This is a genomic window from Candidatus Mycobacterium wuenschmannii, assembly GCF_030252325.1.
Classification (GTDB): Bacteria; Actinomycetota; Actinomycetes; order Mycobacteriales; family Mycobacteriaceae; genus Mycobacterium; species Mycobacterium wuenschmannii.
Window position 1 is genome coordinate 1125341 of record NZ_CP126981.1, and the last position, 15370, is coordinate 1140710.

General features: G+C 67.2%; 11 protein-coding genes. 9 read left to right on the forward strand and 2 right to left on the reverse strand.

Annotation, left to right across the window (positions count from 1 at the left end; genetic code table 11):
- Positions 1-9: 9 nt before the first annotated feature.
- Positions 10-2157, reverse strand: a complete 2148-nt coding sequence (gene malQ, locus PT015_RS05480) for a 4-alpha-glucanotransferase (RefSeq protein ID WP_285189393.1) — start codon at positions 2155-2157, stop codon at positions 10-12.
- A 304-nt stretch (positions 2158-2461) separates the two neighbouring features.
- On the opposite strand from malQ, the gene eccB reads away from it, so the two are divergent.
- From eccB to PT015_RS05520, 8 genes are all read left to right on the forward strand, one after another.
- Positions 2462-3973: a type VII secretion protein EccB gene (eccB, locus tag PT015_RS05485; protein ID WP_285189395.1), complete on the forward strand. Its 1512-nt coding sequence runs from the start codon at positions 2462-2464 to the stop codon at positions 3971-3973.
- Entirely contained in the window at positions 3970-8154 is a 4185-nt protein-coding gene (gene eccCa, locus PT015_RS05490) for a type VII secretion protein EccCa (protein ID WP_285189397.1), read from the forward strand. The genes eccB and eccCa overlap by 4 nt, the downstream gene beginning before the upstream one ends.
- A gap of 171 nt (positions 8155-8325) precedes the next feature.
- On the forward strand, positions 8326-8625 hold the full coding sequence (locus PT015_RS05495; RefSeq protein WP_285189399.1) for a PE family protein: 300 nt from the start codon (positions 8326-8328) through the stop codon (positions 8623-8625).
- A gap of 17 nt (positions 8626-8642) precedes the next feature.
- Positions 8643-9845: a PPE family protein gene (locus PT015_RS05500; RefSeq protein ID WP_285189401.1), complete on the forward strand. Its 1203-nt coding sequence runs from the start codon at positions 8643-8645 to the stop codon at positions 9843-9845.
- 339 nt (positions 9846-10184) lie between these two features.
- On the forward strand, positions 10185-11435 hold the full coding sequence (locus PT015_RS05505) for a PPE family protein (RefSeq protein WP_285189402.1): 1251 nt from the start codon (positions 10185-10187) through the stop codon (positions 11433-11435).
- 282 nt (positions 11436-11717) lie between these two features.
- Complete coding sequence (locus PT015_RS05510) at positions 11718-12017, forward strand: PE family protein (protein WP_285189403.1); 300 nt, start codon at positions 11718-11720, stop codon at positions 12015-12017.
- Between the two features lie 14 nt (positions 12018-12031).
- Complete coding sequence (locus tag PT015_RS05515) at positions 12032-13267, forward strand: PPE family protein (RefSeq protein WP_285190944.1); 1236 nt, start codon at positions 12032-12034, stop codon at positions 13265-13267.
- A 215-nt stretch (positions 13268-13482) separates the two neighbouring features.
- Positions 13483-13836, forward strand: a complete 354-nt coding sequence (locus tag PT015_RS05520; protein WP_285189405.1) for a hypothetical protein — start codon at positions 13483-13485, stop codon at positions 13834-13836.
- A gap of 37 nt (positions 13837-13873) precedes the next feature.
- Here the strand turns inward: PT015_RS05520 and PT015_RS05525 are convergent, their stop codons facing one another.
- Positions 13874-14068 carry a ferredoxin gene (locus PT015_RS05525; protein WP_285189406.1) on the reverse strand — a complete coding sequence of 65 codons (195 nt, stop codon included), beginning with the start codon at positions 14066-14068 and terminating at the stop codon, positions 13874-13876.
- 121 nt (positions 14069-14189) lie between these two features.
- Here PT015_RS05525 and PT015_RS05530 point away from each other — a divergent pair, with 121 nt between their 5' ends.
- Positions 14190-15365, forward strand: a complete 1176-nt coding sequence (locus PT015_RS05530) for a cytochrome P450 (protein WP_285189409.1) — start codon at positions 14190-14192, stop codon at positions 15363-15365.
- Positions 15366-15370 lie beyond the last annotated feature (5 nt).

The following is a 15370-nucleotide window of genomic DNA, read 5'->3' on the forward strand; positions in this document are numbered from 1 at the left end:
GAATCGACGCTAACAGGTCTCGGCACCGCCTACCGCCGTCTGCGCCCGCAGGGCCTCGGCGAGTGTGATCGCCCGGTGATTCTGGAACACCTCTTCCAGCAGCATCGGCCGGCCGTCGGGTCCGCTCAGCGGCACGCGCCAGTTCGGGTACTCGTCGGTGGTACCGGGCTGATTCTGGGTCCGTTTGTCGCCGACCGCGTCGGTGAGCGCGAGCCCGAGCAGCCTCGACGGGGTGCGACCCAGATACTGATGCAGGGCCAGCACGGTCTGCTCCTCGTCGGCGTGCTTGGACAACAGGCCGACCCGGCGCAGTTCGGCGAGCCAGGCGGCCCGCTCGGCCTCGGCGGCGGCCAGTTCCTGGTCTACCGAACGGGTGAGCAATCCTAGCGAATCCCTTAGTCGCACATGCTCATTGGCTAAATAGCCGGCTGTCGGCGGGAGGTCGTGGGTGGTCACCGACGACAGGCAGTATTCGCGCCACCGTTCCGCCGGCAGGGGACCGCCCGCACCGTCGCGGTCGAGTTCGAACCAGAGGATCGAGGTGCCCAGCACGCCCCGCGCCCGGAGGTAGTCACGCACCCAGGGCTCGACGGTTCCGAGGTCTTCACCGACGACCAGCGCTCCGGCACGGTAGGCCTCCAGCGCGACGATGCCGATCATCGCCTCGTGGTCGTATCGCACATACGTGCCCTGGGTGGGCGCTTCGCCCTGCGGTATCCACCAGAGCCGGAACAAACCGATGATGTGGTCGATCCGTACCCCGCCGGCATGACGCAGGACGCTGCGGATCAGGGCCCGGAACGGTCGGTATTCCTGCTCGTCGAGCCGGTCCGGCCGCCACGGCGGCTGCGACCAGTCCTGGCCCAGCTGGTTGAACTCGTCCGGCGGCGCGCCCGCCGACACCCCGAGCGCCAGGGCGTCCTGCAGCGCCCAGGAGTCGGCTCCGTTGGGATGGACACCCACCGCGAGGTCGTGCACGATGCCCAACGACATTCCTGCCGAAACAACGTGTGTCTGCGCGACCGCCAGTTGCTCGTCGAGCTGCCACTGCAGCCAACGATGGAAATCAACTGTCGCTGAGTTCTTTTGGACGAATTTGGCGACGCCGTCCCCATCGGGACGGCGGACCGACTTCCGCCACTGGTGCCAATCGCCGCCGTACTTCTCGGCCAGCGCGCACCAGGCGGCGAAGTCGTCCAGCGCTGCTCCCTCTCGAGCGCAGTACGCCGCGAAGGCCAGCTCCCGGCCGGCGGTGCGCGGGACCCGGTAGACCGACTCCAACGCCTCCCGCTTTGCCGCCCATGCGAAGTCGCGATCGATCGAGTCCAGACTGGCGGCCCGCTTTTGAACGCCGTCGCGTAACCGCTGCACGCGGCCCCGCTTGGCCAGCTGCGCGAACTCCGGAACCGCCTCCACCCGCAGATAGAGCGGATTGACGAACCGTCGCGACGTCGGCAGGTACGGCGACGGTTCCATGGGCACCGTCGGCTCCGCCGCGTGCAGTGGGTTGACCTGTATGTAGCCCGCGCCGTGGCGCGACGCCGACCACACCGCGAGGTCGACGAGGTCGGTGAGGTCACCGACGCCCCAGGACTGCTGCGATCGCACGCTATATAACTGTGTCGCCAGGCCCCAGGTGCGGCGCGCGCCCAGCCGCTCGGGAACCCCGAGCCAGGCCGGGGTCACGATCAGCGCGGCGCTGGCCTCATCGTCGCCGGAACTCAGGCGCACGCGGTGATAGCCAATCGGCAGATCGTCGGGCAGCACGAAGCTGGCTTCGCCGATCCGGCGGCCATCGAGGTCGAATGGGGGAGTGAAGTTGTCGACCTGCCGCACCCCGGTGCGCACGGTCCCGTCTTCGAGCTGCACCGAGATGTCCGCAGGCCGGCCGTGCGTCACGTGCACCCAGAACTTCGTCGGGGCGCCGGCCTGGGCGATGATCGTCGGCGGCAGAGCCCGTGACCAATGCGCCCGATCGTGCGCGGTCAGCGCCTCGTTGCGCGTCGCCTCGTCGGAGGCGGCGACGCCCAGTGCCGCAAGCACCGCGATCAACGTGCCCTCCGGGACGGCGACCCGACGTCCACTCCAGTCTTCGTAATCGGTGGAAATCCCGTAGCGACCCGCGAGTTCGACCAGTGACGGCGCCAATTGGCTCATACCGCCATCTTGCTTGCCGAGATGACGAGAACGCGACCCGAGTGTTCACCTCGACGTCGTCTTATCGGCGGGCTGAGTTTGCTCGCGGCCGTACCATGCGCTGTGAAGATCCCTCTCACATCTCACTCCTAACAATTGGCAGGTGACAGCACTGTGGCGCAAACCACAAGCGGCAGGGACGTGAACTTCGATCCCGCTCAAACGTTCGCGTGGCGCGGTCGCGCGGGGTGCCCTACCGTTATCCCTGTGAATCGTGGGACTACCCAACTCTCGGTCCTCGCGGCCGACTGGAGCGTGAACAATTATGGCCGGTGACCAGCAGCGGGGTTCGGGCTACGGCCTCGGACTGTCGACCCGGACCCAGGTAACCGGTTACCAGTTCCTGGCCCGCCGCACCGCGATGGCGCTGACGCGCTGGCGGGTGCGGATGGAAATCGAGCCCGGCCGGCGCCAGACGCTGGCCGTGGTCGCTTCGGTGTCCGCCGCCCTGGTGATCTGCCTCGGCGCACTGCTGTACTCCCTGATCAGCCCGTCCGGCGCGCTGAATGAGTCGCCGATCATCGCCGACCGCGACTCCGGAGCCCTCTACGTGCGCGTCGGCGACAAGCTGTACCCCGCACTGAACCTGGCCTCCGCCCGGCTCATCGCCGGCCGCGCGGACAACCCCCACAAAGTGCGAGCCAGCCAGATCGCCCAGCAGCCACATGGGCCGCTGGTCGGCATTCCCGGTGCGCCGTCGGAGTTTTCACCGACCAGTCCGGGGACGTCGTCATGGCTGGTCTGCGACTCGGTGACGCCGACCGCCGGTGTCGGCACGTCGCCGGTGACGGTCACCGTGATCGACGGCACTCCCGACCTGACCAACCGTCGCCGCGTGCTCAACGGTTCCGACGCCGTCGTGCTGAAGTACGAGAAGGACACCTACGTGATCCGGCAGGGACGCCGGTCGCGCATCGACTCGACCAACCGCGCGGTGCTGCTGCCCTTGGGCCTGACCCCGGAGAACGTCAGCCAGGCGCACCCGATGAGCCGTGCGCTGTACGACTCGCTGCCCGTCGGCCCCGAACTGGCGGTCCCCAAGGTGCCCGACGCCGGTAAACCGGCCACGTTCGTCAGTGCGCCCGGCCCGATCGGCACCGTGATCGTGACCCCGCAAATCAGTGGGCCGCAACAGTATTCAGTGGTGCTGGCGGACGGTGTCCAGACGGTGAACCCGGTGGTCGCGCAGATCCTGCAGAACGCCGGAACCCCGGCCGGCAACTCGCCGGTCGTGGTGGCTCCCGCGTCGCTGGCGAAGATGCCGGTGGTCAACGGGCTGGACCTGTCGGCCTACCCCGACGCCCCGCTGAGCCCGATCGACCTCAAGGAAAACCCGGCGACGTGCTGGTGGTGGCAGAAGACCGCCGGCGAGGAGCGCGCCCGCATCCAGGTGATCTCGGGGCCGACGATTCCTGTGCCCAACAGCGCGACCGACAAGGTCGTGTCGCTGGTCAAGGCGGACACCTCGGGCCGCGAAGCCGACCACGTGTACTTCGGGCCGGACTATGGCAACTGGGTCACGGTCACCGGCAACGACCCCGGTTCGTCCACCTCAGAATCGCTCTGGTGGCTCACCAGTTCCGGTGCCCGCTTCGGTGTCGAGAATTCTCGCGATTCCCGCGCGGCATTGGGCCTGACGACCGAACCGTCGCCGGCGCCCTGGGTTGCTCTGCGTTTGCTGGCACCCGGCCCCGCTCTATCCCGCGCCGACGCGTTGGTGCGGCACGACACCCTTCCGACCGATATGAACCCCGCAGAGTTGGTGGTACCCAAGTGAAGCAAGGTTTCGCACGCCCGACGCCCGAGCGCGCTCCTGCCGTCCGGCCGGAAAACATCGTCCTACCGACTCCGCTGAGTGTTCCGCCGCCCGAAGGCAAGCCCTGGTGGTTGATCGTGGTCGGCGTGCTGGTTGTCGGCCTGCTGGTCGGCATGGTCGGCATGACGGTGGCCAACGGCTCGCGGATGTTCCTCGGCGCCGGCTCGATCTTCCCGATCTTCATGATCGGTGGCGTGGCCATGATGATGTTCGGTGGCCGTTTCGGTGGCCAGCAGCAGATGAGCCGGCCGAAACTGGACGCGATGCGCGCCCAGTTCATGCTGATGCTGGACATGCTGCGGGAGACCGCCAACGAGTCCGCCGACAGCATGGACGCCAACTACCGCTGGTTCCACCCGGAGCCGACGACGTTGGCCGCCGCGGTGGGTTCTCCCCGGATGTGGGAGCGCAAGCCCGACGGCAAGGACCTCAACTTCGGTGTGGCCCGTCTCGGGGTCGGCATGACCCGCCCCGAGGTGACCTGGGGCGAGCCGCAGAACATGCCGACCGACATCGAACTCGAGCCGGTGACCGGTAAGGCACTGCAAGAGTTCGGTCGCTACCAGAGCGTGGTCTACAACCTTCCGAAGATGGTGTCGCTGCTCGTCGAGCCGTGGTACTCGCTGGTCGGTAACCGCGAGCAGACGCTGGGCATCATGCGCGCGATCATCTGCCAGCTGGCCTTCTCGCACGGGCCCGACCACCTGCAGATGATCGTCGTCACGTCCGACATGAGTAAGTGGGACTGGGTCAAGTGGCTACCGCACTTCGGTGACCCCCGCCGCCGCGACGCCGCCGGCAACGCGCGGATGGTCTACGCCTCGGTACGCGAGTTCGCCGCCGACCAGGCCGAATTGTTCGCCGGCCGTGGATCTTTCACGCCTCGCCACGCGAGCTCGTCGGCCGAGACGCCGACGCCACACCACGTGATCATCGCGGATGTCGACGACCCGCAGTGGGAGTACGTCATCAGCGTCGACGGCGTGGACGGCGTGACGTTCTTCGACCTGACCGGCTCCGCACTATGGACCGGAAACCCGGAGCGAGTCCTCAAGTTCACCAACGACGTTGGCGTGATCGAGGCGCTGCCCCGCGACCGCGACACCTGGATGGTGATCGACGACAACCGGTGGTTCTTCGCGCTCGCCGACGACGTGAGCGAGGCCGAGGCCGAGCAATTCGCGCAGCGGGTGGCCCGCTGGCGGCTGGCCGAGGCCTACGAGGAGATCGGTCAGCGCGTCGCCCAGATCGGTGCCCGAGACATCCTGTCCTACTACGGGATCGACGATCCGTCCGAGATCGACTTCGAAGGCCTGTGGAGCAGCCGTCGGGACGCGCTGACCAGTCGCTCGCGTCTGCGAATCCCGTTCGGAAACCGTTCCGACAACGGTGAACTGCTCTTCCTGGACATGAAGTCGCTCGACGAGGGCGGCGACGGCCCGCACGGCGTCATGTCCGGAACGACCGGTTCCGGTAAGTCGACCCTGGTGCGTACCGTGCTCGAGTCGCTGATGCTGTCGCACCCGCCGGACGAGCTGCAGTTCGTGCTCGCCGACCTCAAGGGTGGTTCCGCGGTCAAGCCGTTCTCCGGCGTTCCGCACGTGTCCCGGATCATCACCGACCTCGAAGAAGACCAGGCCCTCATGGAGCGGTTCCTGGATTCACTCTGGGGTGAGATCGCCCGTCGAAAGGCGGTCTGCGACAACGCCGGCGTGGACGACGCCAAGGAATACAACGAGATGCGCTCCCGAATGCGCGCACGCGGTCAGGACATTCCGCCGCTGCCGATGTTGGTGGTCGTGATCGACGAGTTCTACGAGTGGTTCCGCATCATGCCGACCGCGGTCGACGTGCTGGACTCCATCGGCCGACAGGGTCGTGCCTACTGGATCCACTTGATGATGGCTTCGCAGACGATCGAGAGCCGGGCCGAAAAGCTCATGGAGAACATGGGTTACCGGCTGGTGCTGAAGGCACGTACCGCCGGTGCGGCACAGGCGGCCGGTGTGCCCAATGCCGTCAACCTGCCCGCGCAGGCCGGTCTGGGTTACTTCCGTAAGAGCCTCGACGAGATCGTCCGCTTCCAGGCCGAGTTCCTGTGGCGCGACTACCGCCGTGGCGTCTCACTCGACGACAGCGGGCCGGCGATGCTGACCCACTCCGTGGATTACATTCGCCCGCAACTCTTTACGACCGGCTTCACGCCGATCGAGGTCGATGTGACGGGACCGGACGAGTTCAACGCCCTGACCAACGGAGACAGCGTCAACGGTGACGGCTTCACCGGTTTCGGTGACGCGCCGGTCGAGGAGGAAGAAGAAGAGACGGCGGTCCGCACCCCCAAGGTCGGTACCGTGATCATCGACCAGCTTCGCCGGATCGACTTCGAGCCGTACCGGTTGTGGCAGCCGCCGCTGGACCGGCCGGTCGCGATCGAGAACCTGGTCAACCGCTTCCTCGAGCACCCGTGGCAGGAGCAGTACGGACAGCGCACCGACCTGGTGTTCCCGGTCGGCATCATCGACCGGCCGTTCAAGCACGATCAGCCGCCGTGGACGGTAGACGTCTCCGGACCGGGTGCCAACGTGCTGATCCTGGGTGCCGGTGGGTCGGGTAAGACCACCGCGCTGCAGACCCTGATCTCGTCGGCCGCGTTGACCCACACGCCCGAGCAGGTGCAGTTCTACGTGCTGGCCTACAGCAGCACCGCGCTCACCACGGTGGGCAACCTGCCGCATGTCGGCGAGGTCGTCGGCCCGACCGATCCGTACGGCGTCCGCCGGACGGTCGCCGAACTGTTGGCTCTGCTGCGCGAGCGCAAGCACACCTTCCTGCAGTACGACGTGCCGTCGATGGAGGTGTTCCGGCGGCGCAAGTTCGGTGGAGAGCCGGGCGAGGTGCCCAACGATGGCTTCGGCGACATCTTCCTGGTGATCGACAATTACCGGGCGCTTGCCGAAGAGAACGAAGTGCTGATCGAGCAGATCAACCAGATCATCAACCAGGGTCCGTCATTCGGTATCCACGTGATGGCCACGGCCGACCGCGAGTCGGAACTGCGGCCGCCGGTGCGTAGCGGGTTCGGGTCCCGGATCGAGTTGCGGCTGGCCGCGGTCGAAGACGCCAAGCTGGTCCGTTCGCGGTTCGCCAAGGACGTTCCGGTCAAGCCCGGTCGTGGCATGGTCGCGGTCAACTACGTGCGCCTGGACAGCGACCCACAGTCCGGTCTGCACACGCTGGTCGCTCGACCCGCACTGGCCAGCACCGCCGACAACGTCTTCTCGTCGGAGAGCGTCGGGGCCGCCGTCAGTCAGGTCGCGGCGGGTCACGCGCCACCGGTCCGGCGGCTGCCGGCCAAGTTCGGGCTGGACCAGGTACGCACGTTGGCACAGGCCGATCGGCGCCAGAACGTTGGTGCGGGCGGAATCGCCTGGGCCATCAACGAACTGGACCTGCAGCCGGTGTACCTCAACTTCGCCGAGAACGCGCACCTGATGGTGACCGGTCGACGCGAGTGTGGTCGTACCACCACGCTGGCGACCATCATGTCCGAGATCGGCCGGGTCTACGAGCCGGGCGCCAGCATCGCGCAGCCGACCTCGCGACCGTCCGCTCAGGTGTGGCTGGTCGACCCGCGTCGTCAGCTGCTGACCACCCTGGGCACCGACTACGTCGAGAAGTTCGCCTACAACCTCGACGGGGTCTCGGCGATGATGAACGAGCTCAGCGAGGTGCTGGCCCGTCGCGAGCCGCCGCCGGGGCTGTCCGCCGAGGAGCTGCTGTCCCGTGCGTGGTGGAGCGGTCCGGAGATCTTCCTGATCATCGACGACGTGCAGCAGCTGCCGCCGGGCTTCGATTCGCCGCTGCAGAAGGCCGCCCCCTGGGTGACCCGCGCAGCCGACGTCGGCCTGCACGTGATCGTCACCCGGACCTTCGGTGGATGGTCGTCGGCGGGCAGCGACCCGATGCTGCGGTCGCTGGCCCAGGCCAACGCGCCACTGCTGGTGATGGACGCAGACCCGGACGAGGGCTTCATCCGCGGCAAGATGAAGGGTGGCCCGCTGCCCCGCGGTCGTGGCCTGCTCATGGCCGAGGACACCGGTGTGTTCGTCCAGGTCGCGGCCACCGAACTGCGTCGATAGCTGGATCTCGGAAAAGTCCCCCGCCCGTCTGGGTGGGGGACTTTTTCGTGGGCAGCTGCACTGCCAGACAGCTCATAGCCGGCGCATAGCTTCGGCATGCCGTCGCCCCATGTTTCCTACTTAACCTCTCTAACTAGTGACGGGTGGGTCCTGTTATGAGGGGAGTGCCAGATGTCGTTTGTCAGTGCGCAACCGGCCGAATTGACGGCCGCCGCGGACAACCTGCAGGGCATCGGTTCCGTGATGGCGGCGCAGAACGCCGCCGCCGCAGCTCCCACGACGGGAGTGGTGCCCGCGGCCGCCGACGAAGTGTCCGCGCTGACCGCCGCGCAATTCGCCACGCATGCCGAGATGTATCAGGTCATCAGCGCACAGGCGGCGGCGATCCACGACATGTTCGTCAGCACGCTGGGCATGAGTGCGGGTTCCTACGCAGCCACCGAAGCCGCCAACGCGGCCGCGGCCGGCTAGGCGGGCGGTATCCCACGATGCTCGATTTTGCGGCCCTCCCACCCGAAATCAACTCCGGCCGAATGTATTCCGGCCCCGGCCCGGGCTCCTTGCTGGCGGCCGCGACGGCGTGGCAATCGCTGGCCGAGGAACTGAGTTCGGTTGCGGCAGGATATGGTTCGATCCTCGCGACGTTGACCAGCGGCCCGTGGACCGGTGCCAGCTCGATGTCGATGGCCGCGGCGGCCGCGCCGTACGTGACCTGGCTGAACGCCACCGGCGACCAGGCGCAGCAGGCCGCGGCACAGGCCGGCGCCGCGGTCAGCGCTTACGAAACCGCTTATACCGCAACGATTCCACCCCCGCTGGTGGCTGCCAACCGGAGTCTGCTGGCGACGCTCGTCGCAACGAACATCCTGGGCCAGAACACTCCCGCGATCATGTCGACCGAGGCACTCTACGGCGAGATGTGGGCCCAGGATGCGGCCGCGATGTACGGCTACGCCGGCGCTTCTTCGACGGCGTCGCAGATCAGCCCCTTCACCAGTCCGCCGCAGACCACCAACCAGACCGGGCTCGCGACCCAGGCCGCTGCGGCCGCGCAGTCCGCGGGCACCTCCGCCGGGACCGACGCCGAAACGATCATGTCCTCGGGCCCGCAGCTGATCTCCGGGATGCCCCAGACCCTGCAGAGCCTGGCGGCGCCGCAGACCGTGGGCGATATCGGAGCCACCGGGACCGGCACATCGACGTCATCGTCGTCGATGTCGTCGATGATGAACGCACTCAGCATGCCGATGAAGTTCGCCTCGATGCCGATGAGCATGCTGTCCAAGCTGTTCACCGCGGGCAGCACAGCCACCGCCGCCAAGGCCGCAACGACCGCCGCGAACGAGCTGGGAGCGGTGCAGTCGGCCGGAATCGGTTCCCGTGCAGGCGCTTTGACGTTGGCGGGGTTCAGCGGGGGAGCGCCGGCGATCTCTGCGGGCATGGGTCACGCCACCTCCGTCGGCGCGCTGTCGGTGCCGACCGCCTGGACGGGCGCGACGCCCACCATGACGTCGGCAGCGGGCCTGCCGTTCAGCGGCGCTGCCACGGCGCCCGCGGCCGCGGTGGGTGCGCACGCCGGCATGCCGCCGATGATGCCGATCACCTCGATGGGTGGCCGTGCGGCGTCCCCTGCCGCGCCTCGATTCGAGCTTCGCTCGACCGTCGTTCCCTTCAGTCCAGCGGGCGGTTAGCCGTCGTCCCGATGGCCGAAAAGCCAACTCTGGGTGAACATCAGTTGATGCCGGATGAACACTGCTTCAACGGGAATGAATAGTCGGCGTCTTGGTTTCGGATCGCCTCCCGGCGCATCTAATGTCTCAGTCAGCGACTGCTCAGCGATGAGCGTCGGGGCTCAATGTTGTTGATGCGCCAGCGTTACCGAGGATAGAGAGCACTTCGTCTGTGACCGCATACCGCTTGGGCACGCCGACTGCCGAACAGCTCGTGACGACAATGACAGTGCTGCACGTCGCCGCACCGCGGGCGATGGGGCGGCCGACGCGATTCCGGCTTGTTGACGGAGGGGTTTAGTGCTGGATTTCGGGCTGCTGCCGCCGGAGGTCAACTCCGGTCGGATGTACACGGGTCCCGGCCCGGGGCCGATGCTGGCCGCCGCGGAGGCATGGGACGGCTTGGCCGCCGACCTGGGTTTCGCGTCCTCCGGTTACGGGGCGACGCTGGCCGAACTGACGAGCGGTAACTGGATCGGGCCTACGTCGCTCGCGATGATGGCCGCGGTGACGCCGTACGTGAACTGGCTCAGCACCACCGCCGCCCAGGCCGAGGAGACCGCCAACCAGGCGCGCGCGGCGGCCGCCGCCTACGAGGCGGCGTTCGCCATGACCGTGCCGCCGCCGGCGATCGCGGCCAACCGTGCGCTGCTGATGGCGCTGATCGCGACGAACTTCTTCGGCCAGAACACCCCGGCGATCATGGCGACCGAGGCGCTCTACGTAGAGATGTGGGCGCAGGACGCCGCCGCGATGTACGGCTACGCGGGTGCCTCGGCGGCCGCCTCTCAGGTGACCCCGTTCGCCGCGCCGCCGAAGACCGCAACCGACGACGGGTCGAGCAACCAGGCTGACGCCGTCGCCAAGGCTGCCGCCACTCCCGCCAGCGAGGCGTCGACCGTGGTGCAGAACGCGGTGGCCTCGGCTCCCACGAGCCAGACCACCACGACGGCGCTGCCGGCGGCGACCACCACGGGCACCGGCGCGACCAGCGCCGCGACGCCCCCGACGTTCACCGGACCGTTCGCGTGGCTCGAGCAGTTGATCTACAACACCTACAACCAGTACCCGACCGGCGGCCTCGGGGTGAACTTCAACACCACGTCGCTGACCGCGATCTTGAAGCAGACCCTGCAGGCCTACTTCGGCGTCGGTATCGGCAACTTCGGCTGGAGCATCGGCCAGCAGTTGACCTTCGGCCAGGGCGCGACGGCAGGTGCCGGCGGTGCGTGGTACCCCACACCGCAATTCGCCGGCCTGGGCTTCGGCAACGCCGGCACGCCGGTGTCCGCGGGTATCGGCCAGGCCAGCACTCTCGGTCGGCTGTCGGTGCCACCGGGGTGGCCGGGCGCGACCCCGGCGGCGATGGAAGAGGCCCAGCTCGCCAACGCCTTCCGGCCGATCTCGGCGGGACCGACCGAGAACGCGATGCTCAACGGTGTTCCGATGACAAATGGCGCAACCGCACTCGGTCGGGGCCGCGGCACCGGCTACGTCGTCAAGTACGGCTTCCGGCACGCGGTGATGCCGCGGCCACCGTCAGCCGGCTGACGCTTCTCTGCATCCAAATTCGTTGTGGCGCAGTTGAGTACGAGTGAGTGCGTCAAAGTTCAAGCGGCAGTGCGGTATCCGGCCTGCGGACGCACGCATGACCGCAAGACGAAGATAAGTAGAACATCAAGTGAACAGCAGATATCGGGGGATGAATACTCATCGGAAACTCATGAACAGTTGCCCCGGCACAAGCTTTATGCCCCCGTGACCAATTAATCTTGCTCTCGACGACCTTGCTCTAGGTCGAAGACGCCCACGGTTATTGAGGAGGAAAACCGGATGTCGTTCGTAACCACGCAGCCGGAGGCACTGTCGGCCGCGGCCGCAAGCCTGCAGGGGATCGGGTCTTCGGTGAACGCACAGAACGCCGCCGCCGCCGCTCCCACCACGGGAGTGGTTCCCGCTGCCGCCGACGAGGTTTCGGCACTCACGGCGGCTCAGTTCGTCGCGCACGCGCAGCTGTACCAGTCGGTGAGCGCCCAGGCCGCGGCGATCCACGAAGCATTCGTCAACACGTTGGGCACCAGCGCCGGTTCCTACGCAGCCACCGAGGCCGCCAACGCGGCTGCGGCCGGCTAGGAGGCTCTTTCATGGTGGATTTCGGGGCGTTACCGCCTGAGATCAACTCGGCCCGCATGTACGCGGGTCCTGGTTCGTCGTCGCTGCAGGCGGCCGCATCGGCGTGGAACTCGCTTTCCGCCGAACTCCAGTCGGCCGCACAGGGTTACGAGACGGTCATCACTCAGCTGTCGAGCGACCAGTGGATGGGTCCGGCGTCGGCGCAGATGGCGAGCGCGGCCCAGCCGTACGTGACCTGGATGCAGGAAACAGCGGCGCAGGCCGAGCAAGCCGCGACCCAGGCCCGCGCGGCCGCCGCGGCTTACGAGCAGGCGTTCGCGGCGACGGTGCCGCCGCCGCTCATCGCAGCCAACCGGGCCGAGACGGCCGCAGCGACGCAGGCCAACGTGTTCGGCCAGTACACGCCGTTGATCGCACAACTCGAGGCGCAGTACAGCCAGATGTGGGCGCAGGACGCGGCAGCCATGTACGGCTACGCGGGACAGTCATCCTCAGCGGCGAAAGTAACGCCGTTCGCCTCGCCGGCCGCCAGCACCACACCCAACGGAACGGCGAACCAGGCCGCAGCGGTAACGCAGGCGGCCGGGACGTCGGCGGCGGACAGCTCGCAGGACATCCTGCAGCAGCTGCTGTCGTTGCTGCCCAGCAACATTCAGGCGTGGTTCACACCCGGCGGCTTCCAGAGCTCATTCGGCAGTCTGCAGTCGCTCGAGTCCACGCTGTACGGCTTCTTCTTCGGCAGCTCGGTGTTGCCGACGAACCTCCAGGCGCTCGTCAACGCCTACTCGCCATACGCCGGTTTTTTCTACAACACCGAGGGTCTGCCCTACTTCAGCGTTGGTATGGGCAACTTCGGCGTGCAGATGGCCAAGACCCTGGGTCTGTTGGGTGGCGCCCCGGCTGCCGCCGCCGCGCCCGCGGCGACAAGCGGTCTCGGCGGGCTGGGCGGCATGCTCGGCGGGGGCAGTGCCGCCGCTGCCGCGCCGAGCGGTGTCGCGGCCAGCCTCGGCGGCGGCGCATCGGTCGGCAAGCTCGCGGTGCCCCCGTCCTGGATCGGTGGCGCCCCGCTGGCGGCTCCGCACGCCCCACTGGCAGTCAGCAGCGTCAGCGCGGCCCCGGAGACTGGGAGCGGCAACCTGTTGGGCGGCATGCCGTTGGCCGGCGCCGGCGCCGGCGGCCTGGGTGGGCCCGCGGGCCCGCGCTACGGGTTCAAGCCCACGGTGATGACGCGCCCGCCGTTCGCCGGCTGATCATCGAATAGCCGCACACGCCTTGGGGCGCCACGCATTCGCGTGGCGCCCCACGCGTGTGCGGGCCGGCGGGTAGCTCGCATGAAATTTCGGTGTCGCCAGGGTGGCTCGAATATGAACAGTTGGGGCACCTGCTTAAGGGCGGAAGATATGAGATTGGCGTGGCGTAGGTTTCTTGATGGTGAACACTCGGGGATCCAGGGCAGGAGAGGTTCATGACGCGTAAAGCCGACACATCCGGTTCGCTTGCACTGTCGCCGCGTCCGCGAGACGGGGCCCGCGCGGTGCCCAAGACCACCGACAACCGCCGAACCCTGCACATGGCACGGGCATTGGATCCGGCCCAGCCCGCCGAGGTCGCTCAGGCTCGGGTATTCGAAAGACTGCTGCAGGCCGAGCGGTCCGAGCTGCAGACGCTGACCCGGACCATCGATGCGCTGCCGGACAACACTGACCTCGATCCGGCTCACGATCTGATGCAGATCCGCGCCCGTCTCGATGAGATCCAACGGCTGCTGCGTGCGCTGCAAGGCCGCTTTCCGCACGGCATGTCAGAAGTCGACAATTAGCTGCCGCGAATAGGACTGTGCAGCAACGAGATTCGTCCTAGTCCTCGTCGAGGATCAGCGCCATCTCGGGACAGGACGCCACGCCGTCGCGGGTCGTCTGCTCGTCTTCCGGCGCGACCTCGTGTTCCTCGAGAGTGGAATTGCCGGCCTCGTCGATCGGGAAGATGTCCGGATCGACCGCAAAGCATTGCGCGTGGCCGACGCACCGTGATTGCTCGATTCGAACCTTCATCGGGTGGTCCTCCGTCGACTACACACACAGCCGATTCTAGAAGACACGTCGGGCGAACGTTGGCGAGTGATGCGACATACGATGGTCACGACGATCGGGTTTACGAGGAAAGTACGCGTGCATGACCATTGATGAAAGCTTGTACGGCAGCAGCTTTCACCTACCGCGGCTCGAATACACCTCCCTGCCGATGACCGCGGACCGCGGGGTTGGCTGGAAGACGCTGCGCGAGGCCGGTCCCATCGTGTTCATGAACGGCTACTACTACGTGACGCGTCGCGAGGACGTGCTGGCCGCCCTGCGCAACCCCAAGGTGTTCTCGTCACGGCTGGCGCTGCAGCCCCCGGGTAGCCCAATTCCTGTGCTGCCACTGGCATTCGACCCCCCGGAGCACACCCGTTACCGCAAGATCCTGCAGCCGTTGTTCAGCCCGTACGGCTTGAGTAAGTCCCGGCCGGTGCTGGTCCGCCACGCCGCCGACATGATCGACGCCATCGCCGCCGAAGGTGAGTGCGAGGCCATGGGGGACCTGGCCCGGCTGTACCCCTTTCAGGTCTTCCTAGACCTCTACGGCCTGCCGCTCGAGGACCGCGACCAACTGATCGCCTGGAAGGACGACGTGATCGGCGACAAGCCGTTCCTGACCGAGGCGGACGCGGCGTCGGCGCGCTACCTCTACGAGTACCTGACCGAGGTCATCAAGCAGCGTCGGCAGAATCCGGGCACCGATATGCTGTCGGCGGTAATGACCGGTGACGGTGACTTCAGCGATCTCGAACTGCTGGGCATGAGTCACCTGCTGATCCTTGCCGGGCTGGACACGGTGACGGCGGCGATCGGCTTCGCGCTGCTCGAGCTGGCGCGCCGACCGCGGCTTCGGGACCAGCTGCGCGGAAACCTGAGGCAGATAAGGGTTTTCATCGAAGAGATCGTTCGCCTGGAGCCGTCAGCGCCGGTTGCACCGCGCGTGCTCACCGAGACGACCGTCGTCGGCGGCATGACGTTGCCGGCCGGCTCGTCGGTGTTTCTGTGCATGGCGGCGATCAACCGGGACGGCAGCGATTCGATCTCGACCGATGAGCTGGTGATGGACGGAAAAGTGCACCGGCACTGGGGATTCGGCGGCGGACCACACCGCTGCCTGGGCTCGCACCTCGCACGCATGGAGCTGACGGTGATCGTCGACGAATGGCTGAATCGAATCCCGGATTTCGAGCTGGCGCCGGACTACGAACCGGTAATCAAGTTTCCCAGCAAGACTTTCGCGCTCACGGAATTGCCGCTGCGGTTCGGCTGAGCCAG

Excerpts from the sequence above, each read along its gene's own strand:
- malQ (WP_285189393.1), bottom strand. The coding sequence starts at position 2,157 with ATGAGCCAATTGGCGCCGTCACTGGTCGAACTCGCGGGTCGCTACGGG.
- eccB (WP_285189395.1), top strand. The coding sequence starts at position 2,462 with ATGGCCGGTGACCAGCAGCGGGGTTCGGGCTACGGCCTCGGACTGTCG.
- PT015_RS05495 (WP_285189399.1), top strand. The coding sequence starts at position 8,326 with ATGTCGTTTGTCAGTGCGCAACCGGCCGAATTGACGGCCGCCGCGGAC.
- PT015_RS05500 (WP_285189401.1), top strand. The coding sequence starts at position 8,643 with ATGCTCGATTTTGCGGCCCTCCCACCCGAAATCAACTCCGGCCGAATG.
- PT015_RS05510 (WP_285189403.1), top strand. The coding sequence starts at position 11,718 with ATGTCGTTCGTAACCACGCAGCCGGAGGCACTGTCGGCCGCGGCCGCA.
- PT015_RS05520 (WP_285189405.1), top strand. The coding sequence starts at position 13,483 with ATGACGCGTAAAGCCGACACATCCGGTTCGCTTGCACTGTCGCCGCGT.
- PT015_RS05525 (WP_285189406.1), bottom strand. The coding sequence starts at position 14,068 with ATGAAGGTTCGAATCGAGCAATCACGGTGCGTCGGCCACGCGCAATGC.
- PT015_RS05530 (WP_285189409.1), top strand. The coding sequence starts at position 14,190 with ATGACCATTGATGAAAGCTTGTACGGCAGCAGCTTTCACCTACCGCGG.